At 72.1% G+C, this 20,550-nt stretch carries 19 protein-coding genes and 1 pseudogene; 10 read left to right on the top strand and 10 right to left on the bottom strand.

The genetic code is table 11. The features are described 5' to 3' along the window. Positions 1 to 20: 20 nt before the first annotated feature. Positions 21 to 2,168 (top strand): Tex family protein, encoded by a 2,148-nt coding sequence (locus tag APAU_RS08815; RefSeq protein WP_006301386.1) that lies wholly within the window; start codon positions 21 to 23, stop codon positions 2,166 to 2,168. Here APAU_RS08815 and aroQ read toward each other — a convergent pair. From aroQ to APAU_RS13345, 9 genes and pseudogenes are all read right to left on the bottom strand, one after another. Continuing rightward, the gene (gene aroQ, locus APAU_RS08820) at positions 2,165 to 2,617 is read right to left on the bottom strand and encodes a type II 3-dehydroquinate dehydratase (RefSeq protein ID WP_006301387.1); all 453 of its coding nucleotides are present in this window, start codon (positions 2,615 to 2,617) and stop codon (positions 2,165 to 2,167) included. The genes APAU_RS08815 and aroQ overlap by 4 nt on opposite strands. Continuing rightward, positions 2,590 to 3,378 carry a 3-dehydroquinate synthase family protein gene (locus APAU_RS08825; protein ID WP_050792502.1) on the bottom strand — a complete coding sequence of 263 codons (789 nt, stop codon included), beginning with the start codon at positions 3,376 to 3,378 and terminating at the stop codon, positions 2,590 to 2,592. The genes aroQ and APAU_RS08825 overlap by 28 nt, the downstream gene beginning before the upstream one ends. A 385-nt stretch (positions 3,379 to 3,763) precedes the next feature. After that, positions 3,764 to 4,183 (bottom strand): annotated as a pseudogene (locus APAU_RS13550) (shikimate kinase); the annotation flags it as partial. Next, positions 4,180 to 5,343: a chorismate synthase gene (aroC, locus tag APAU_RS08830; protein WP_006301388.1), complete on the bottom strand. Its 1,164-nt coding sequence runs from the start codon at positions 5,341 to 5,343 to the stop codon at positions 4,180 to 4,182. The pseudogene APAU_RS13550 and the gene aroC, both read right to left, overlap by 4 nt. Continuing rightward, complete coding sequence (locus APAU_RS08835; RefSeq protein WP_006301389.1) at positions 5,340 to 6,188, bottom strand: shikimate dehydrogenase family protein; 849 nt, start codon at positions 6,186 to 6,188, stop codon at positions 5,340 to 5,342. The genes aroC and APAU_RS08835 overlap by 4 nt, the downstream gene beginning before the upstream one ends. After that, on the bottom strand, positions 6,185 to 7,477 hold the full coding sequence (gene aroA, locus APAU_RS08840) for a 3-phosphoshikimate 1-carboxyvinyltransferase (protein WP_006301390.1): 1,293 nt from the start codon (positions 7,475 to 7,477) through the stop codon (positions 6,185 to 6,187). Before aroA ends, APAU_RS08835 begins: the two co-directional genes overlap by 4 nt. Then, positions 7,474 to 8,340, bottom strand: coding sequence for a prephenate dehydrogenase (locus APAU_RS08845; RefSeq protein ID WP_006301391.1), 867 nt, complete (start codon positions 8,338 to 8,340; stop codon positions 7,474 to 7,476). The genes aroA and APAU_RS08845 overlap by 4 nt, the downstream gene beginning before the upstream one ends. Next, positions 8,319 to 9,356, bottom strand: coding sequence for a 3-deoxy-7-phosphoheptulonate synthase (gene aroF / locus APAU_RS08850; protein WP_006301392.1), 1,038 nt, complete (start codon positions 9,354 to 9,356; stop codon positions 8,319 to 8,321). The genes APAU_RS08845 and aroF overlap by 22 nt, the downstream gene beginning before the upstream one ends. Positions 9,357 to 9,467: 111 nt before the next feature. Beyond that, complete coding sequence (locus APAU_RS13345) at positions 9,468 to 9,620, bottom strand: hypothetical protein (protein ID WP_006301393.1); 153 nt, start codon at positions 9,618 to 9,620, stop codon at positions 9,468 to 9,470. 172 nt (positions 9,621 to 9,792) lie between these two features. Between APAU_RS13345 and pheA the strand changes: the two genes are divergently transcribed. The 8 genes from pheA (at position 9,793) to trpA (ending at position 17,644) form a co-directional block, all read left to right on the top strand. Beyond that, positions 9,793 to 10,863, top strand: a complete 1,071-nt coding sequence (pheA, locus tag APAU_RS08855) for a prephenate dehydratase (protein WP_006301394.1) — start codon at positions 9,793 to 9,795, stop codon at positions 10,861 to 10,863. Positions 10,864 to 11,188: 325 nt separating this feature from the next. After that, positions 11,189 to 12,655 carry an anthranilate synthase component I family protein gene (locus tag APAU_RS14675; protein WP_006301395.1) on the top strand — a complete coding sequence of 489 codons (1,467 nt, stop codon included), beginning with the start codon at positions 11,189 to 11,191 and terminating at the stop codon, positions 12,653 to 12,655. Then, positions 12,652 to 13,236 (top strand): anthranilate synthase component II, encoded by a 585-nt coding sequence (locus APAU_RS08865; protein ID WP_006301396.1) that lies wholly within the window; start codon positions 12,652 to 12,654, stop codon positions 13,234 to 13,236. Before APAU_RS14675 ends, APAU_RS08865 begins: the two co-directional genes overlap by 4 nt. Beyond that, positions 13,233 to 14,258 (top strand): anthranilate phosphoribosyltransferase, encoded by a 1,026-nt coding sequence (trpD, locus tag APAU_RS08870; protein WP_006301397.1) that lies wholly within the window; start codon positions 13,233 to 13,235, stop codon positions 14,256 to 14,258. The genes APAU_RS08865 and trpD overlap by 4 nt, the downstream gene beginning before the upstream one ends. Beyond that, complete coding sequence (trpC, locus tag APAU_RS08875; RefSeq protein ID WP_006301398.1) at positions 14,255 to 15,007, top strand: indole-3-glycerol phosphate synthase TrpC; 753 nt, start codon at positions 14,255 to 14,257, stop codon at positions 15,005 to 15,007. The genes trpD and trpC overlap by 4 nt, the downstream gene beginning before the upstream one ends. After that, positions 15,004 to 15,675: a phosphoribosylanthranilate isomerase gene (locus APAU_RS08880; protein ID WP_006301399.1), complete on the top strand. Its 672-nt coding sequence runs from the start codon at positions 15,004 to 15,006 to the stop codon at positions 15,673 to 15,675. Before trpC ends, APAU_RS08880 begins: the two co-directional genes overlap by 4 nt. Further along, on the top strand, positions 15,672 to 16,859 hold the full coding sequence (trpB, locus tag APAU_RS08885; protein WP_006301400.1) for a tryptophan synthase subunit beta: 1,188 nt from the start codon (positions 15,672 to 15,674) through the stop codon (positions 16,857 to 16,859). Before APAU_RS08880 ends, trpB begins: the two co-directional genes overlap by 4 nt. Next, positions 16,856 to 17,644: a tryptophan synthase subunit alpha gene (trpA, locus tag APAU_RS08890; protein ID WP_006301401.1), complete on the top strand. Its 789-nt coding sequence runs from the start codon at positions 16,856 to 16,858 to the stop codon at positions 17,642 to 17,644. Before trpB ends, trpA begins: the two co-directional genes overlap by 4 nt. Positions 17,645 to 17,717: 73 nt before the next feature. Here the strand turns inward: trpA and ftsH are convergent, their stop codons facing one another. Further along, positions 17,718 to 19,592, bottom strand: a complete 1,875-nt coding sequence (ftsH, locus tag APAU_RS08895; RefSeq protein ID WP_006301402.1) for an ATP-dependent zinc metalloprotease FtsH — start codon at positions 19,590 to 19,592, stop codon at positions 17,718 to 17,720. Positions 19,593 to 19,919: 327 nt separating this feature from the next. Here ftsH and APAU_RS08900 point away from each other — a divergent pair, with 327 nt between their 5' ends. After that, positions 19,920 to 20,474: a hypothetical protein gene (locus APAU_RS08900; protein ID WP_006301403.1), complete on the top strand. Its 555-nt coding sequence runs from the start codon at positions 19,920 to 19,922 to the stop codon at positions 20,472 to 20,474. Positions 20,475 to 20,550 lie beyond the last annotated feature (76 nt).

The raw sequence follows: 20,550 nt of genomic DNA on the forward strand, positions 1-20,550 counted from the left end.
GACAGGAGGAGGTTTCTCGCATGAACCCCAGACACATCGCCCTGCTGGCGGAGGAGACGAAGCTGCGGCCCGAGCAGGTTCGGGCGGCGGCGGAGCTGTTCTCCCAGGGCTGCACCATCCCCTTCATCGCCCGCTACCGCAAGGAGGCCACGGACTGCCTGGACGAGGTGGCCCTGGCCACGGTGCGGGACCGGTTGGAGCAGATGGAGGAACTGGACAAGCGCCGGGAGGCGGTCCTGGCCTCCCTGGAGGAGCGGGGGCTGCTGACGGAGGACCTGAAGGCCGCCCTGGAAGGGGCCGCCTCCAAGGCCCGACTGGAGGACCTGTACCTTCCCTTCCGTCCCAAGCGGCGCACCCGAGCCCTCATCGCCCAGGAGAGAGGGCTGGCCCCCCTGGCGGATCGCCTGCTGGAGGCGGCCTCGGGAGGGCGCCCCTTCGACCCCGGGGAGGCGGAGGCCTTCGTGGCCCCGGAGAAGGGGGTGCCGGACCGGGAGGAGGCCCTGGCGGGGGCCCGGGACATCGTGGCGGAGCGGGCGGCGGAAAACCCCAAGGCCCGGGGGATCCTCCGGGGTCTCTTCGTGCGGCGGGGGGAGGTGCGCTCCCGGGTGGCCAAGGGCAAGGAGGAGGAGGGGGCCAAGTACCGGGATTACTTCGACTGGACCGAGCCCGCCCGGTCCGCCCCACCCCACCGGATCCTGGCGCTGCTGCGGGGGGAGAAGGAGGGGGTCCTGTCCCTGTCCTTCCGGCCTCCTCAGGAGGAGGGGCAGCGGGTGCTGGAAGGGCTCTTCGTCGCCGCCCCGGGGGCGGGGGCGGACCAGGTGCGCGCCGCCTGTCGGGACGGCTATGACCGTCTGGCCGCCCCCTCCATGGAGACGGAGCTGCGGAACGTCCTGAAGGCTCTGGCGGACCGGAAGTCCGTGGAGGTCTTCGCCCGGAACGTGCGGGAGGTGCTGCTGGATTCTCCCCTGGGACAGAGGGCGGTGCTGGCGGTGGACCCGGGGGTGCGCACGGGGTGCAAGCTCACCTGCCTGGACCCCCAGGGTCGGCTTTTGGCCTCGGAGGTGGTGTACCTCCACACCCCTCGGGGGCGGGAGGAGGGGGCCCGGACGATCCGGGACCTGCTACGCCGCCATCCCGCGGAGGCGGTGGCGGTGGGCAACGGCACGGGAGGCCGGGAGGCGGAGGACTTCCTCCGGGAGCTGGACCTGCCCGGAAATCCCGTGGTGGTGTCGGTGAGCGAGCAGGGGGCCTCGGTGTACTCCGCCTCCGAGGCGGCCCGGGAGGAGTTCCCGGACCAGGACGTGACGGTGCGGGGCTCCGTGTCCATCGGACGGCGCCTCCAGGATCCCCTGGCGGAACTGGTGAAGATCGACCCGAAGTCCCTGGGGGTGGGACAGTACCAGCACGACGTGGACCCCAAGCTGCTGCGCCAGTCCCTGGACGACGTGGTGGTGTCCTGCGTCAACGCCGTGGGGGTGGAGGTGAACAGCGCCAGCCGACAGCTCCTCTCCTACGTCTCCGGCCTTTCCCCCGCCCTGGCGGCCCAGGTGGTGGCGTTCCGGGAGGCCTCCGGGCCCTTCCGGACCCGGCAGGACCTGAAGAAGGTCCCCCGCCTGGGGCCCAAGGCCTTCCAGCAGGCCGCGGGGTTCCTGCGCATCCGGGGAGGGGCGGATCCCCTGGACGGCAGCGCGGTGCACCCGGAGCACTACCCCCTGGTGGACCGGATGGCCCGGGATCTGGACTGCTCCGTGGGGGACCTGCTGGCGGACCGGTCCCTCCGGGAGCGCATCGACCCGAACCGCTACGTGGGCCCCGAGGCGGGGCTGCCCACCCTGCGGGACATCCTGACGGAGCTGGACAAGCCCGGGCGGGACCCGAGGCGGGCCTTCGAGCCCCTGGCCTTCGATCCGAACCTGCGGACCCTGGAGGACCTGGCCCCGGGGATGACCCTTCCCGGGGTGGTGACCAACGTCACCGCCTTCGGGGCCTTCGTGGACGTGGGGGTCCACCAGGACGGGCTGGTACACCTGAGCCACCTTTCGGACAAGTACGTGAAGGACCCCTCCGAGGCGGTCCGCCCGGGGCAGCGGGTCTCCGTGACGGTGCTGGGGGTGGACCTGCCCCGACGGCGTCTTTCCCTCTCCATGAAGAAGAACCCCCGGGTCTAGAGCCCCCTCTCCCGGAGGATCCCCAGGAGCCCCTCCAGGGCCAGCAGGTACCCCGCCGCGCCGAAGCCCTCCACCCGCCCCGCCGCCACCGGGGCCAGGAGACTTCGGCGGCGGAAGGGCTCCCGGGCGTGGGTGTTGGAAAGGTGCACCTCCACCACGGGAATCCGCAGGGCCGCCACGCAGTCCCGCAGGGCCACGCTGGTGTGGGTGTAGGCCCCGGGGTTGAACACCCCCCCGGCGCAGTCCCGACGGGCCTCCTGGAGCCGGTCCAGCAGGACCCCCTCGTGGTTGCTCTGGGCGAAGCGCAGCTCCACCCCCCGCTCCTCCCCCCATCGACGGCATCGGACCTCCACCTCCTCCAGGGTGACGGAGCCGTACACCTCCGGCTCCCGCTCCCCCAGCAGGTTCAGGTTGGGGCCGTTCAGCACGAGGAACCGACGCGTCCCCACGCCCGCACCTCCTCGTAGACCTCTCCCAGCTCCTCCAGGGGCACGTCCTCCCGCAGGACGCACCGCTGGCCCCCCCGGGGCAGCACCAGCCGGGGGGCTCCGGCGACGAACTTCTTGTCCCGTTCCACGTGGGGAAGCAGGTCCTCCCAGGGTCGGTCCGGGAGGGTGGGCAGGCCGAAGCCCTCCAACAGAGCCACAAGCCGCGTCAGCATCCCCTCATCCAGGAGGCCCCGGCGGCAGGCCAGCCGGGCCACCACCACCAGCCCCACCGCCACCCCGTCCCCGTGGCTCCAGCCCCGGTACCCCGAGGCGGCCTCCAGGCCGTGTCCCACCGTGTGGCCCAGGTTCAGCCGCGCCCGGGCCCCGGTGCGCTCCCGAAAGTCCTCCTCCGTCACCCCCAGCTTGAGGGCGACGCAACGGGCCACCAGTTCCTCCAGGGTCTGGAGATCCCGACGGAGGATCCCCTCCCGGTGTTCCTCCATCCAGCCCAGAAGGGGCGGGTCCTCCCCCAGGGCCACCTTCACCGCCTCCGCCAGTCCCTGGCGGAAATCCCCCCAGGCCTGGGTGAGGAGGCATTCCACGTCCGCCACCACCATCCGAGGCAGGTGGAAGGCCCCCACCAGGTTCTTCCCCTCCGGCAGGTCCACCCCCACCTTCCCCCCCAGGGAGCTGTCCACCTGGGCCAGCAGGGTGGTGGGACACTGCACCAGATCGATGCCCCGCATCCAGGTGGCGGCGGCGTACCCCGCCGCGTCCCCCACCGTCCCGCCTCCCAGGGCGACCAGGGCCCCGCCCCCGGTCCACCCCGGCCCGGGCCAGGGCCCGATGGAGCGCCGTCACCCGCTCCGGCGTCTTGGCCGCCTCCCCCCGGGGCAGAAGGAACAGCCCCCGGTGCGCCCCCAGGCGGGAGGCGTAGAGGGGGCCGGTGATCCGGTCTGCCACCCCGAAGGGAAGATCCAGCCCCTGCTCCGCCAGCAACCCCTCCAGGGCCACCAGGACCCCCCGGCCCACCAGGACCCGGCACCCCTGGGAACCCAGAGGCCGAGCCGGGGAGGGCGGGGCAGGGCTGTCCCACCCCAGGAGTTTCGCCAGCTCCCGGGCCAGGTCCTCCGGGGTCTTCCCGTCCGTGGGGAGGCGCAGGTCCCCGGGAGGCTCCAGCCCCCTACGGCGCGCCCAGAGGTCCTCCAGGTTTCCCCGGTCCAGCAGGGGTCGTCGTCCCGCCTCCCGGGCCGTTCGGCGGGCCGCCTCCTCCGGGGACACCTCCAGGATCGCCAGGGTCCCCCCGGTCAGGAGGGCCCGGTTCTCCTCCCGCAACAGGGCGCCGCCCCCCAGGGCCACCACGCACCCCTCCAGGGCCGCCGCTTCCTCCAGAAGCTCCGATTCCAGCTGCCGGAAGGCCTCTTCCCCCCGACGTCGGAACAGCTCCGCTACGGGAAAACCCGTCCGGGCCTCCGCCAGCTCGTCCAGGTCCAGGAAGGGCCGCCCGGCCTGTTCTCCCAGGCATCGCCCCACGGTCGTCTTCCCCGACCCCATGAAGCCCCCCAGGTACAGGTTCCTTCGCCTCATCGTTCCCACCTCCCCCGTTCCCGGAGTTCCTCGAAACGTCCCGCCAGCTCCTCCATCCGGTCGCCGCCGCAGCACTCCGCCGCGGCACAGGCCATCGTCCAGGCCGCCAGGGCCTCCGCCACCACGCAGGCGGAGGGGACGGCACACACGTCCCCCCGCTCCACCTGCGCCTCCACCGCCTCGTGGGTGCGCAGGTCCAGGGTCCGCAGGGGACGCCCCAGGGTGGGAATGGGCTTCATGGCGCACCGGAGGAGCACCTCCTCCCCGTTGGTCATGCCTCCCTCCAGTCCCCCCGCCCGGTTGGTGCGGCGGCAGAACCCTCCCGGGGCGGGGAAGATCTCGTCATGGGCCTGCCCTCCCTCCAGGGCGGCCAGGCGGAACCCATCCCCCACCTCCACCCCCTTGATCCCCGGGACGGCCATGAGAGCCCCGGCGAGGCGCCCGTCCAGACGGCGGTCCCACTCCGCGAAGGATCCCAGCCCTGGGGGAAGCCCCGTCAGGGACACTAGGAAGGTCCCCCCCAGGGTCTGCCCCCCCTCTCGGGCCTGATCCACCCGTCTCCGCCAGGGAGCCTCGTCCTCCTCCCGGGGGCAGCCCAGCTCCGAACCTCGGGCCCGAAGCCACTGGTCCTCCGTCTCGGGAGGGGAGATCTCCACCCCCCCCAGGCCCGTCACGGCCCCCCGCACCCGAACTCCCAGTCCCTCCAGGAGGATCCGGGCCACGGTCCCCGCCACGGTCCAGGCGGCGGTGCTCCGGGCGCTGGCCCGTTCCAGGGCGTTTCGCGCCTCCCCGTGGCCGTACTTCAGACACCCCGTCAGGTCCCCGTGACCGGGACGGGGTCGGGTGACCCCCCGGGCCTCCGCCTGTTCCGGGTCCACTCCTTGCGGGTCCAGCACGGGGCGCCACTGCTCCCACTCCGTGTTCTCCAGGACGAACCCCAGGGGCGCTCCGGTGGTGAACCCATCCCGAAGCCCCCCCCAACAGGCGAGGACATCCCGTTCCAGGCCCATCCGAGCACCCCGGCCATAGCCCCGACGGCGCCGGGCCAGCTCCTCCCGCAGCCTCTCCAGAGACACCGCCAGCCCCGAGGGAAACCCCTCCAACACCGTCAGGTACCCCCGGCCGTGAGACTCCCCGGAGGTGAGAAACCGAAGGGTCACGATGCCTCCCCCCCTTCCAGGGCCTGCTCCATGATCTCCAGGGGAGGCTCCCGATCCGTGAGGAGGCGGAACGTGGCGACCCCCTGGTGGAGCAGAAGCCTCCGCCCCGACGCCACGGGGATCCCCCGGCGACGGGACGCCTCCTCCAACTCCGTGAGCCCCTCGGGGCGGTAGGCCAGGTCCAAGGCCCGGGAGGGCGCCGCGTCCAACAGACGGGACAGGTACGCCTCGTCCCAGGGCCGGGAGGGAAGCCCCAGGGGGGTCGCCTGGACCAGCAGGTCCCAGGGCTCCGGGGGCAGATCCCCCCAGGCCAGGGGGCGGCAGCGCCCCTCCAGACCCGGCAGGGAGGCCTCCAGGTCCCGGATCCGCTCCGGGTTCCGGGCGGCCACCCAGAGGTTCCCTTCGGTCCGCTCCGCCAGGGCCAGGGCGGCGGCCCGGGCCGCTCCCCCCGCTCCCAGGAGCAGGGCCCCCTCCCGGCGAGGGGGAGGAAGCTCGTCCAGGGTGGCCCGAAGACCCGCCACGTCCGTGTTGGCCCCCCAGGCGGCGCTCCCGTTCCGGCGGAAGAGCACCAGGTTCACCGCCCCGCAGGCCCGGGCATCCTCGTCCAGGGCATCCACGACCCGGCGGGCCCGCTCCTTGTGAGGCACCGTGACGTTGGCCCCCAGGGCCCCCAGAGCCCCCAGGCCCCGCAGGGCCTCCTCGAAGCGTTCCCCCGAGACCCGAAAGGCCAGGTAGCGACAGTCCAGCCCCAGGTGTCGGAAGGCGGCGTTGTGCATCCGGGGGGAAAGGCTGTGATCCACCGGGTCCCCCAGGAGGGCCGCCAGGCGGGTGGAAGGGCCGATCATCCCGCCGTATCCTCCGAAAGGGCCTCGAAGAACCCGGGGTAGGAGATGTCCGCACAGGCCGCCCCCCGAATCCGCACCGGCCCCTCCGCCGTCAGGGCCGCCACCCCCAGGGCCATGGCCACCCGGTGATCCCCGAAGGAGTCCACCTCCCCCCCCCGAAGGCGGCAGGGCCCCCGGAGGATCCAGCCGTCCTCCCGCTCCTCCACTTCCGCCCCCAGGGTCCGAAGGCCCTCCGCCATGGCGGCGATGCGGTCGCACTCCTTGAAGCGCAGCTCCCGGGCCCCTCGGATCTCCGTGACCCCCTTCGCCCGGACCGCCGCCACCGCCAGGATCGGCAGCTCGTCCACCAGGGCGGGGATCTCCGGGGCATCCACCACCGTCCCCTCCAGGGAGGAGGAACGGACCTGCAGGGTCCCCAGGGGTTCCCCTCCCGAGAGGGCCAGGTCCGTCACGCCGTAGTCCAGGCCCATGCGCCCCAGGGCCGAGAGCAGCCCCGTACGGGTGGGGTTGAGCCCCACCTCCGGCAGGGTCAGGTCCCCCTCCGGCAACAGGGCGGCGGCGGTGATCCAGAAGGCGGCGGAGGAGAAGTCCCCGGGAACCTTCCAGGTCCCTCCGGGCAGATCCTCCAGGGGGTACACCGTCACCGCGGCCCCCTCCCGGCGAAGGGGCACCCCCAGGTGCTCCAGCAGGATCTCCGTGTGGTCCCGGGTCTTCAGGGGTTCCGCTACCGTCACGGAGCCCCGGGCGGACAGTCCCGCCAGGAGCAGGGCGCTCTTCACCTGGGCGCTGGGAGCGCCGGGGGTGCAGACCCCGCCGCTGAGGCTGGTGCCCCGCACGGAAAGGGGCAGCAGCCCGCCTCCCTCCCGGCCGTCGATGCGGGCCCCCAGGGTGCGCAGGGGGTCCACCACCCGCCTCATGGGCCTGCGGCTCAAGCTCTCGTCCCCCTGGATCACCGTGAAGGTGCCCGGTTGCCCCGCCAGCAGGCCGCAGAGGAGCCGGGCGGTGGTTCCGGAATTCCCCGCGTCCAGAACCGCCGCGGCCCCCAAGGGCCCTTCTCCTCGGGCCACCCGAACCCGGTCCCCCCGACGCTGGACCCGAGCCCCCAGGGCTTCCAGGCAGCGAAGGGTGCTGGCGCAGTCCGCCCCGGGGGCGAAGCCCTCCACCTCCACCCCTTCCCGGGAAAGGGCTCCCATCAGGGCCGCCCGGTGGGAAACGGACTTGTCCCCCGGCACCTCCCGCATCCCCCGAAGAACGCCCCGGGGGGCCACCGTCACATCCCGATCCTTCATGCCCTCCACCTCCCGGGGATCTCCCCCATGATCCTTCTTCGGGCCTCTCGGGCCCGCTCCGCCCACGCCCAGACATCCTGCGGCGCGAGATCCCGAAACGCCTCCAGCACCACGATGTAGCGATCCAGGGCCCGACGCAGCTCCACCCCGTTGGTCTCCCACAGGTCCGCCAGCAGCCAGGGGGGGCTCTCGGCCATCCGGGTCCCGTCCCGGTAGCCCCCCGCCGCCAGGGGAGGCAGGTCGGGGTGTTCCCGCCGTCCCTCCTCCGCCGCCAGGGCCAGGGCCGACGCGGCCAGCAGGGGCAGGTGGCTTCCCCAGGCGGCCAGAGCGTCATGCTCCGCCGGCCCCATCTCCTGCACCCGGGCCCCCAGGGCCTCTCCCAGTTCCCTCCCCAGGTCCCGCACCTCCCGAGCCGTGTCGGGGAAGGGCACCAGGGCGCACAGACACCCCTCGAAGAGATCCGCCGAGGCCCGACGCACCGTGCCCCCTTCCCGCCCCGCCAGGGGGTGCAGCCCCGCGTACCGGTCCCCCCAGAGCGCCGCCAGCTCCCTCCCCACCGCGACCTTGGAACTGCCCACATCGAAGACCCCCTTCAGGGCCTCCCCACTTCCCGCCGCCAGGAGACGCCCCGCCTCTCCGAGCTGCCCCAGGGGGGCCGCCAGCACCAGCAGGTCCGACGCCTGAGCCAGGGCCTCCGGGGAGTCCGTCCCCTCCGCCAGGTACCCCCGTTCCCGGGCGAAGTCCAGAACCTCCGGGTCCGGGTCCCAACCCCGGACCGTCATCCCCCGGGAGGAGAGTCGGGCCGCCACAGATCCCCCCAGCAGCCCCACCCCGCAGATCCCTACCTGGCAACCCGCAAGCACGGGTCCTCCTCCTCCCCCAGGGCCCCGTGGAGTCGACTCAGGGCCTTCATGAGGGCGTCGAACTGGTCCAGGTCCAGGGACTGGGGACCGTCGCAGAGGGCCTCCTCCGGCCGGGCGTGCACCTCCAGGATGAGACCGTCCGCCCCCGCCGCCACCGCCGCCAGGCTCATGGGGGCCACCAGCTCCCGACGCCCCGTGGCGTGACTGGGGTCCACCACCACGGGAAGGTGGCTCAGGGACTTCACCAGGGGCACCACGCTCAGGTCCAGGGTGTTCCGGGTGCTCCGATCGAAGCTGCGGATCCCCCGCTCGCAGAGCACCACCCGCTGGTTGCCCCCCGCCAGGATGTACTCCGCCGCCTGGAGCCACTCGTCCACCGTGGCGGCCATGCCCCGCTTCAGCAGCACCGGTCGGTCCACCGAGCCCAGGGCCTTCAGGAGGCTGTAGTTCTGCATGTTCCGGGTGCCCACCTGGAGGACGTCCACGTGGGGAGCCAGCCACTCCACGTCCTCCGGGGCCATCACCTCCGTCACCACCGGCAGCCCCGTGGCTCGCCGCGCCTCCATCAGCAGGGCGATGCCCTCGCTCCCCAGACCCTGGAAGGCGTAGGGGTTGCTGCGGGGCTTGAAGGCTCCCCCTCGGAGGGCACGGGCCCCCGACGCCTTCACCCCTCGGGCGGTGCGCAGCATCTGTTCCCGACTCTCCACGGCGCAGGGTCCCGCCATCACCGTCAGGGATCCGTCCCCCAAGACCACCCCCGGGGCCAGCTCCACCGACGTGGTCCCGGGGAACACCTCCCGGCTGGCCAAGGGGAAGGAGCAGGTCGTCCCGGTCACCCTTCGGACCCCGCCGCAGGAAGCCAAGGCCCCCGCTCCCTCCCGTCCTCCCTGGGCCACCACGCAGAAGCCACCCTGCCAGGGGACCACCCGGGCGGACCGTCCTTGCCTCTCCAGGGCGTCACACACCCGGGCCACATCCAGACCGCCGCAGGAACCCTCCATCTGCACCACCAACATGAAAACCCCTCCTCGTCTCCACTCCACGCAAAAAGGCCGGCCCCGGGATGGAAACCCGAGTCCGGCCTTTTGCTGCTTTCTCTTCTCTCCCCGGATCACCGGGGGGTCGCGTCAGTCCCCGGCGGGGGGCGAAGGAGCCTTCGACGGATTCCCACGGGTGATCGGACCACTGGCGTAATAAAACCGCCACTGGCCGTCGCGAAACGCAAAATAACCCAAGAATCCGAGCCCCTTGTCCCGCGCCGCTCCCTTGGTCACCGTCATCCAACTCCCTCCTTCCTCACGGATTCCGGCTCGCGGGCTGAGCCCCGGGCCGTATTGAGAGGACATTTTAGGCACTCCCGTCGATTTGTCAACCAAAGAAGGGACAAAAAACTCCCCTCTTGGAGAAACGTCCCCCTTGGGGTACCCTGCTCTCCACCGAGGAGGGGTTCCCATGGACGAGGTCAGGCTTCGCGCGCTGAGGGAGCGGATCGACGAGCTGGACGAGGCGCTGGCGGTCCTGCTGGAACGGCGGGCCGAGACGGCCCGGGAGATCGGGGCGGCCAAGGGAGACGGTCCGACCTACGACCCGGCGAGGGAAGCCCGGATCCTCCGAAACCTCCAGGCCCGACACCCCGACCTGGACCCGGAGGCCCTGGGGGCGGTCCACCGGGAGGTCATCTCCCTGTGCCGGGGGGTTCAGAGGCACCTCTCCGCCGCCTGCCTGGGACCGGAGGGTTCCTTCTCCCACGCCGCGGCCCTGCGGGCCCTGGGGCACGGGACGAACCTGGCGCTTCAGCCGGACCTGCCCTCGGTGTTCCGGGCCCTGGAGGAGGGAAGCGCCGCCCTGGGGGTGGTGCCCGTGGAAAACACCCTGGAGGGAACGGTGCTGCCCACCCTGGACGCCTTCTCCCGAGCCGCCCCGGAGGTTCGGGTGCTGCGGGAGCTTCGGCTGCCGGTGCGCCACGTCCTGGCCTCCCGGGAACCCGCCCTGGATCGGATCCGGGAGGTGCACTCCCACCCTCAGGCCCTGGCCCAGTGCCGCCTCTGGCTGGCGGGACACCTGCCCGGAACGCCCCAGATCCCCGAGGCCAGCACCAGCGGGGCGGCGGAGCGGGCCGCCCGCACCCCCGGGACGGCGTGTCTCTGCTCCCGGGAGGCGGCGGGGCTTCGGGGCCTGACGGTACTGGCCCGGGACGTCCAGGACCACCCCCACAACGCCACGCGCTTCTGGGTCCTGGGGACGGGGCAAGCCCCGGAGGGGAACCCCCGCAAGACCTCCCTGCTCTTCACGGTGCCCCATCGCCCCGGGACCCTGCTGGACGCCCTGGACCCCCTGAGGGAGGCGGGGCTGAACCTGACCCTGATCCAGTCCCGCCCCCTTCCGGAGAACCCCTTCGAGTACTTTTTCTGCGTGGACTTCCAGGGCCCCGCAGAGGCTCCCGAGGCGGCCCGAGCCCTGGAGGCCATGGAGGCACGGTGTTTCCGACTCCGGATTCTGGGGTCCTACCCGGTGGAATCGTGAACCCCGGGGTTGACACCTCCCGGAAGGGGGCGCTAGAATCCCCCCAACTTCGGGAAAGGAGGCGGACCGATATGGCGCGACAGGGTTTTCTGGGCTGGTGGTGGCGGACCTGCGGTCTGCCGCCAGGAGCCTGAGGACGCGAAGCACCGCGTAGTTCCCGGGGTCTTGGAGGCGAATCCCGTAACAGGGATCCCCTGCGAGGCCCGTTGTCTTCCCGCGTTTGCGCACCCGGGGAGGGACCTCGACGGAGGCCCCTCCCCTTTTTTTGCGTCCCCTTCGGGGGACGAGGCCTGCGCCCCGGAGGGGGCGTCTTAGGAGGAGAGCCATGGAGAGCAGAGCGGAGACGAGAGGAGCGGCAAGGCCCGGGCCCCGGAGGGAGGCGGAAGGATTCCTCTTCCGCCCCCTGCGGGGGAACCTGGACCCCCTGGAGGCGGGAAGAAGGCTTCGGGCCCGATGCGAGGGGGCCCTGCTCCTGGAGCGGGCGGCAGTGGAGGGAGAACCGGGCTACGCCGTGGCGGCGGCCCGTCCGGACCGGACTTTCACGGTCCGCGGGGGAAGGATGGAGGAAACGGACCGGACGGGACAGGTCCTCTTCCGGGGGACCCCGCAAGATCTCTTCCCCCGGGTGGAGACCTACCTGGGCCCCCGGACGGAAGGGGTGTGGGGACTCCCCTTCCCGGCGGTTTCGGGCTATCTGGGTTACGGCATGTCCGGGGTCTTCGAGGAACTCTTCCGGGGAACCCGGTCCCTTCGCCCCGCCCGGGAGCCCGACGCGGTGCTCCGGGGATACCCCTCCCTGGCGATCCGGGACGGAGGGACGGGGCGCTGGACCCTGATCCACCGGAGAAACCCGGAGGAGGCCGAGGAGACGGGACATCGGGAGCTGGACCTCCTGGAGGCCGTCCTGACGTCCCCCCTCCCCCCGGAGGAATCGGTTCCCCGGACCCTGGGGGCGCCCCGGTCCGACGCCTCCCCGGAGCGGTTTCGGGAGATGGTGCATTCCGGTCGAGACCTGGTGCACGATGGAGACCTGTGCCAGGTGGTGCTCTCCCGCCGCCTGACCCTGGAGACGGACCTGAGCCCCGAGGGGATCTACGGAGCCCTCCGGGACGCCAACCCCTCCCCCTACCTGTTCCTGCTGGACCTGGGGGACTTCCGGCTGGTGGGGTCCTCCCCGGAGACCCAGCTTCGGGTACGGGGGCGTCGGGTGGTCTCCCGTCCCTTGGCGGGAACCCGCCCCCGGGGTTCGACCCCGGAGGAGGACCGGCACCGGGAGACGGAACTCCACGAGGACGAGAAGGAGCGGGCGGAGCACCTGATGCTGGTGGATCTGGCCCGAAACGACCTGGGCCGGGTCTGCGAGACCGGCTCCGTGACGGTGCCGGAACTCATGGAGACGGAGCGCTTCTCCCGGGTGATGCACCTGGTCTCCCAGGTGGAGGGACGCCTTCGGGAGGACACGAGCCCTCTGGAGGCCCTGGCGGCCTCCTTCCCTGCGGGCACCGTGTCCGGAGCCCCCAAGGTACGGGCCATGGAGCGCATCGAGGAACTGGAGGCATCCCCCCGGGGGCCCTATGCGGGGGCCCTGGTCTTCCTGGACCCCTGCGGGGACCTGGACAGCTGCATCGCTCTGCGCACCCTGCTGCACCGGGACGGGGTCGTGGAGGTGCGCACCGGCGCGGGGGTGGTGGCGGACTCCACCCCGGAGGGAGAGCTGGCGGAGACGGGGCACAAGGCGGAGGCACTGCTGCGGGCCCTGCGGGCGGCGGCGGGAGAGGAGGTCGTCCGATGATCCTGCTGGTGGACCATCGGGATTCCTTCACCCACAACCTGGCCCAGCTTCTGGCCTCCCTGGAGGAGGTCCGGGTGCTCCCGGCAGACCGGGCGACCCCGGACGTCCTGGAGACCCTGCGTCCTGCGGGGGTCGTCCTCTCCCCCGGGCCGGGGGGTCCCGAAGAGGTCCCCGGAACCCTGGGGCTGGTACGAGCCGCGGCGGGACAGGTCCCCCTCCTGGGGGTCTGTCTGGGACACCAGGCCATCGCCGCCGCCTTCGGGGCCTCCGTGGGCCGGGCCCCCAAACCCCTCCACGGCAAGACCTCTCCGGTGCGCCACCGGGGCCGGGGGATCCTGGAGGGACTGCCCGATCCCTTCCGGGCAGTCCGCTACCACTCCCTGGCGGTGGACCCCGCCACCCTGCCCGAGGAACTGGAGGTCACCGCCCGGGCGGATGACGGGGTGGTGATGGGGCTGCAGCACCGGACCTGGCCGGTCTTCGGGGTGCAGTTCCACCCCGAGTCGATCCTGGCGGAGGGGGGACGGAGGCTGCTGGAGAACTTCTGTCGATGCACCGGAAGGGAGGGGACGGGACGATGAGGCAGATCCTGGAGAAGCTGCTGCGGCGGGAGAACCTGACGGAGGGGGAGACGAGAGGGGCCCTGGAGGCCCTGCTGGAGGGGGCCGTCCCGGAGGCCCAGGTGGGAGCCTTCCTGGCGGCTCTGCGCTCCAAGGGGGAGAGCAGGGAGGAGATCGCCGCGGCGGCGCGGCTGCTGCTGGACCGGGCCACCCGGGTGGAAACGGGGGAGACGACGCTGTTGGACGTGGTAGGCACCGGCGGGGACGGGGGAAGGACCTTCAACATCTCCACCACCGTGGCCCTGGTGTGCGCCGCCGCGGGGGTCCCCGTGGCCAAGCACGGCAACCGGGCGGTCTCGGGGCGCTGCGGCAGCGCCGACGTGCTGGAGGCCCTGGGGCTGCCCCTCCTCTCGGAACCCGAGGCCATCGCCGATTCCGTCCGGACCACCCGGTTCGGCTTCCTCTTCGCCCCCCACTTCCACCGGGTCCTGGGGAAGGTGGGACCCGCCCGGCGCGCCCTGGGGGTGCGGACCCTCTTCAACCTTCTGGGCCCCCTGGCCAATCCCTGCGGGGCCACCCATCTGCTGGTGGGGGCTCCCACGCCGGAGCTCGTCCGCCCCCTGGCGGAGGCTCTGGGCCTTCTGGGGGCCCGGGGGGCCCTGGTGGTGCACGGCCACGGGGGGGTGGACGAACTCTCCCTCTCCGGCCCCAACCAAGCCTGCCGCCTGGAAGGCGGGACGGTGCGGGACGAGGTGATCCGCCCGGAGGACGCGGGGCTCTCCCCTGCCCCCCTGGAGGCCCTGGCGGGGGGGGGCGGGGAGGAGAACGCCCGGATACTTCGGGAGATCCTGGGAGGCGCACCGGGACCCCGTCGGGACGTGGTGGTGCTCAACGCCGCCGCGGCCCTCCTGGTGGCGGGGCACGCCTCCTCCCTGGCGGAGGGAGCGGCACAGGCCCGCCGCGTCCTGGACTCCGGGGCGGGGACGGCGAAGCTGGCGGAGGTGCTGGCCTTCGCCCGGAGCCGAGAGGAGGGGGCGGCATGATCCTCCCGCAGATCCTGGAGGCCAAGGCCCGGGAGGTGGCGGAAGCCTGCGCCCCCCGGGCCTCCCTGGAGGAGGCGCTGCGCAAACCCGGCCTGGGGGTGATCGGGGAGATCAAACGGGCCTCCCCCAGCCGGGGAGCCTTCGCCCCCCATGCGGACCCGGCGGCCCAGTTGCACCTCTACGAGGAAGGAGGAGCGGCGGCGGTGTCGGTGGTGACGGACCGAACCTTCTTCCACGGGGATCCGGAGACCCTGCAGGCCCTGCGCCCCCGGACTTCCCTGCCCCTGCTGCGGAAGGACTTCCTGATCCACCCCCTCCAGGTGTACGAAAGCCGCCTCCTGGGGGCCGATGCGGTGCTCCTCCTGGCCTGCGCCCTGGAGCAGCGGGCCCTGAGGGAACTTCTGGACCTGGCCCGTTCCCTGGGGATGGAGGCCCTGGTGGAGGTACACGACGAGGAGGAGCTGCGCCGGGTCCTGGACACCTCCGCCCGCGTCCTGGGGGTGAACAACCGGGACCTGCGGGATTTTTCCGTGGACCTGACCACCACCCGCCGCCTGGTGGAGGCCCTGGACCGGCTGGGGGGAAAAGATCGGGTCCTGGTGTCGGAAAGCGGGGTGCGCTCCCCCGAGGACGCGGAGAAGCTGGCCCGGTGGGGGGCCGACGGGATCCTGGTGGGGGAAGCCCTCATGACCGATCCGGACCCGACGGAGCTGCTGCGGCGCCTCCGCGCCGCCGGGGGCACCCCGTGACCCGGGTGAAGGTCTGCGGCCTCACCCGGCGGGAGGACGCCCTCCTGGCGGCGGAGCTGGGGGCGGACGCCCTGGGGTTCCTCCTGGCCCCCAGCCCCCGTCGGGTGAGCCTGGGGACCGTCGAGGCCCTGGTGCGGGACCTCCCTCCCCGGGCGCTGCGGGTGGGGGTGGTGGTAGACCCCACCCCGGAGGAACGGGAGGAGATCCGCGCCTCCGGACTCTTCGACGTCCTCCAGTTCCACGGCCGGGAGGCCCCGGAGGACCTGTCGGTGCCGGGGCTGCGGGCCTGGAAGGCCCTGGCGGTGCGGGGACCGGCGGACCTGGATCGCCTGGAGGCCTACGGAAACGCGGACGCCTTCGTCCTGGACGGGGGCACCCCCGGACGGGGGGGGACGGGGATCCCCTTCGACTGGTCCCTGCTGCGGGGACGCCCCTCCCCTCGCCCCTTCCTCCTGGCGGGAGGGCTGGGACCGGAGAACCTGAGGGTCGCCCTGGAGAGGGTGCGTCCCTGGGGGGTGGACCTGAACAGCGGGGTGGAATCCGCCCCGGGGATCAAGGACGGGGAGAAGCTGCGCCGAGCCTTCGCGGCGGTGCGGGACTTCGACGCGAGGCAGGACGAGATGAGACGAGAACAGACAGAACGACGAGAAAGAGGTGAGGCATCGTGACGCACCGACCGGGCCGTTTCGGCCCCTACGGCGGACGCTACGTGGCGGAGACCCTGATCCCCGCCCTGGAGGAACTGGAGCAGGCCTACGGACGCCTTCGGGAGGATCCCTCCTTCCAGGAGGAGCTGGCGGACCTGCTGCACCGATACAGCGGGCGCCCCACGCCCCTGACCCCGGCCCCCCGGCTCTCCGAAGCCCTGGGGGGGCCCCGGATCCTGCTGAAGCGGGAGGACCTGAACCACACGGGGTCCCACAAGATCAACAACGCCCTGGGCCAGGTGCTCCTGGCGGCCCGCATGGGCAAGCGACGGGTCCTGGCGGAGACCGGGGCGGGGCAGCACGGGGTAGCCGCCGCCACCGCCGCCGCCCGCTTCGGCCTGGAGTGCCGGGTCTACATGGGGGCGGAGGACATGGCCCGCCAGTCCCTCAACGTGGACCGCATGCGCCTGCTGGGAGCAGAGGTGGTGCCCGTCACCTCCGGGGCGGGCACCCTGAAGGACGCCACCAGCGAGGCCATCCGGGCCTGGAGCGCCCAGGTGGAGGACACCCACTTCGTCCTGGGTTCCGTGGTGGGCCCCCGCCCCTACCCCGCCCTGGTGCGGGACTTCCAGCGGGTCATCGGGGACGAGACCCGGCGCCAGTGCCTCGAGACGGAGGGACGCCTGCCGGACCTGGCGGTGGCCTGCGTGGGGGGCGGCAGCAACTCCATGGGGATGTTCGCCCCCTTCCTGGAGGATCGGGATGTCCGGCTGGTGGGGGTGGAGGCGGCGGGAGAAGGCCTGGAAACGGGGCGACACGCCGCCACCCTGAGCCTGGGAACCCCCGGGGTGCTCCACGGGAGCTTCGCCTACCTGCTTCAGGATGAGGACGGGCAGGTGAAGGAGGCTCATTCCATCTCCGCCGGGCTGGACTACCCCGGCGTGGGACCGCAGCACTCCTTCCTGAAGGACACGGGACGGGTGGAATACCGAAGCGCCACGGACCGGGAAGCCCTGGAGGCCCTCTCCCTCCTCTGCCGCACCGAAGGCATCCTCCCCGCCCTGGAGAGCGCCCACGCCCTGGCGGGGGCGGCGCAGCTGGCCCCCTCCCTGAGGCGGGAGGACCTGCTGGTGGTGTGTCTCTCCGGTCGGGGGGACAAGGACCTGCCCACGGTGCTGGGACAGGGAAAGGAGGAAGCACGATGAGCCCCCTGAAGGGGATCTTCGAGCGGCGCAAGGCCCTGATCTTCTACCTCATGGCGGGGGACCCGGACGCGGAAACCACCGTGGCCCTGGCCCGAACCCTGGAGGAGGCGGGGGCGGACGCCCTGGAACTGGGGATGCCCTTCTCGGAGCCCCAGGCGGACGGCCCGGTGATCCAGGCCGCAGCGGGCCGGGCCCTGAAGGGAGGGGCCACCCTGGGCAAGACCCTGGAGACGGCGGCTCGGGTCCGGGAGGCCACCGCCCTCCCCCTGCTCCTCATGGGCTACCTCAACCCCCTGCTGGCCTACGGGACGGAGCGCTTCGCCCGGGAAGCGGCGGAATCGGGGGTCTCGGGGGTGCTCCTTCCGGACCTGCCCTTCGATGAGGGGGAGGAGGTCCACGGAGCCCTGAAGGCCCAGGGAGTCCCCACGCTCCCCATGGCCGCCCCCAACACCCCGGAGGCGCGCCTCGCCGCCCTGGGACGGACGGAGCCGGCGTTCGTGTACTGCGTCTCCCTCCTGGGCACCACGGGAAGCCCCTTATCCGGGGGAAACCTGGAGACCTACCTGGACCGAGTGGGACGCCTCGTCCCCGCCCCCCGGGCCCTGGGCTTCGGCATCCGGGACGCCCAGGGGGCGGCGCAGGGAGCCCGCCTCGCCGAGGGGGTGGTGGTGGGCAGCGCCCTGGTGGAGCGGATCGCCCGGCACTCCGGGAACGATCGGGCCCTGCACCGGGAGGTGCGGGCCTTCGCCGCCTCCCTGCGAGAGGCCCTGGACCGGGGGAACTGACCCCCCACAAAAACGGGAGGGACGAGGGAGGCATCCCTCCCTTCGCCCCTCCCGTCGGGGAACCCTTTCTGTCCTATCCCTCCACCGCCAGGACCCGGTCCACGTCCTCCCCCAGGATCACCTCCCGGTTCAGCAGCTCCCCCGTCAGCCGCTCCACCGCCTCCCGGTGCCGGGAGAGCAGCTCCGTCACCCGGCCGTAACAGGTCTCCACGATGTCCCGGACCTCCGAGTCCGCCAGCTGCGCCACCGGACCTGCGGAACCGGGCCCGGGCTGGTCGAAGCGCAAGGGGCCTTCGTCCGCCCCCGCCAGGGTGAGCAGCCCCAGCTTCTCCCCCATGCCGAACTCCGTCACCATGCGCCGGGCGATGCCGTTGGCCCGCTTCAGGTCGTTCTGGGCCCCCGTGGTGACGTCCCCGCAGAACAGGTCCTCCGCCGCACGCCCCCCCAGGAGGACGCAGATGCGGTTCAGCAGCTCCCCCCGGGAGGAGAGGAACCGGTCCTCCCTCGGGGTCTGGAGGGTGTAGCCCAGGGCCCCCATGCCCCGGGGGACGATGGAAACCTTCTTCACCGGATCCCCTCCGGGAAGCAGCCGGGCCACCAGGGCGTGCCCCACCTCGTGGTAGGCCACCACCCTCTTTTCCTGCGGGGACAAGCGACGGCTTTTGCGCTCCGGTCCCGCCACCACCCGCTCCACCGCCTCGGAGAACTCCTCCCGGCCGATGTGCTCCCTCCCCCGACGCATGGCCACCAGGGCCGCCTCGTTGCAGGCGTTCTCCAGGTCCGCCCCGGTGAACCCCGTGGTGAAGGTCGCCAACTCCGCCAGGTCCAGGTCCGGGGCAGTCCGCTTGTTCCGCAGATGAAGCCCCAGGATGGCCTCCCGCCCCGCCGCATCGGGCCGGTCCACCATCACCCGCCGGTCGAAACGCCCGGGCCGGGTGAGGGCGGGATCCAACACGTCCGGTCGGTTCGTGGCGGCCATCACCACGATGCCCGCGCTGGGGGAAAACCCGTCCATCTCCACCAGGAGCTGGTTCAGGGTGCTCTCCCGCTCCTCGTTGCCCCCGGTGGCCGAGGCCCCTCGGGCTCGGCCGATGGCGTCGATCTCGTCGATGAACACCATGCAGGGGGCATGGCGGCGGGCCCGCTGGAAGATCTCCCGAACCCGGCTGGCCCCCACCCCCACGTACATCTCCACGAAATCGCTCCCCGCCGCCCGGAAGAAGGGCACCCCCGCCTCTCCCGCCACCGCCCGGGCCAGAAGGGTCTTCCCCGTCCCGGGGGGTCCGAAGAGGAGCACCCCCTTGGGAGGGCGCACCCCCCAGGCCAGGAACGTGTCCGGGTCCTTCAGGTAGGAGACCGTTTCCGCCAGGTCCTGCTTGGCCTCGTCACACCCCGCCACGTCAGCGAACCGGGTCTCCGGAAGCTCCCGGGCCTCGGCGATGCCCCAGCGCCCCTCCTGCGCCCCCCCGGACCGCCGACGGCTCGCCCGCAGGACCAGAGGCAGGAACAGCAGGGGAGCCAGGAAGGCGAGCCCCAGGAGCAGATCCCGGGTACGGAAGCCCGAAGGCGCCACCACCTGCACCTCCACCCCCCGGGCCACCAGCTGCTGGGACGTCTTCGCGGGGTCCACCACCCCCGTCCGGCGGGTCGCTCCGGAGGACTCGACCCAGACGAGCTGCCTCGTCTCCAGGTTCAGGACCGCGCTGCGGACCCGTCCCTGCTTCAGGGCGTGGTCGAAGGCCAGCAGTCCCGTCTCCGAGGTCGGCGAGCCCTTTCGGGGGGCCGTCCCTGTTGCACCCGAAGCTGCGGTCCGCGGGGTCGCGGGACCGGTCGAAGCTGTCTTTCCCGGGAACACCGTGGGGGGCACGCTCGACGCCAGGATCAGAAGGACCAGGAGGAGCCCACCTCCCATCAGCGCCACGCCCCACCGCCGGAAGAACTGTGACATATCTCGATTCCCTCCCCAGACACCCGCCCCAAGGGGACGAATGCTTCATCGTGCACTCACAGAAGAAGTTCCCATCCCGAAAAACTATAGGACCGGAAAGGGAGAGGATCAAGGGGGAATTGTGTTAATTGTGCCATGAATTGCCAATTCATGGCCTACTTATCGTGTCCCTTTCCTCTCGTCCTCGCCACAGGGTCACTCCATCCCGTCGCCGCAAGGGCGGATGCTCGACCTCTCCGCGAGAGAGATACAGGCAACTCTTGTTCCGCAAGTCATCCCATGCTAAAATCTCGGACCAAAGAAAGACCCCCAAGGAGGCCTGAACACATGGACACACTGAACCGTTTGGCAACGCTCATCGCGCAAAGAAACCAAACAGAAACGGAAGTTTCGGACCTGGTGGGGCACCCCCTGAAGCCCGAATCCCTGGGGGCCTACGTGGCCTCGCAGGTCTTTGCCATCGATCCGCTGGAGGGGACGGAACACCTCCCCTGGACGGGGCGCTTCCGGGAAGGCTCTTTGGCGGGGAAAACCGTGGCGGTGCAGTGGCGGCTCCGCTGGGACGGCCTCCTTTCCCTCAGCGAGGGCACCCCGGCGGAATACCTCCTGGTGCTGGCGGGCCCCGAGGCGCTCCTCCCCCCGGAAAAGGGCGACGCCTCCGCTCCTTGGGCTATCGAATCGGTGTTCCTCTTTCACCTACCCTCCCTGCTGGCATCCCTGCGGGATCTGCGGCGGCGCATCGGCCCCAGCGCCCACATCCCCCGGGAACTCTGGGAATCCGCCCGGCTCCTTCCGGAGGGAGAGGGGGCAGGGAGGCTGACGGAAGAGCAGAAACAGGCCCTAGCCCTCTTCTCCCAGGAAGAAACCCTCCTGGCCTGCTGAAAACCCTTCGGGGCCGGAAGAAGAAGCTATACTCCTGGGTGCATCCCCCTCAGCCCGGTCCCGTGGCCGCCGCCCT

This window comes from Aminomonas paucivorans DSM 12260 (genome assembly GCF_000165795.1).
GTDB lineage: Bacteria > Synergistota > Synergistia > Synergistales > Synergistaceae > Aminomonas > Aminomonas paucivorans.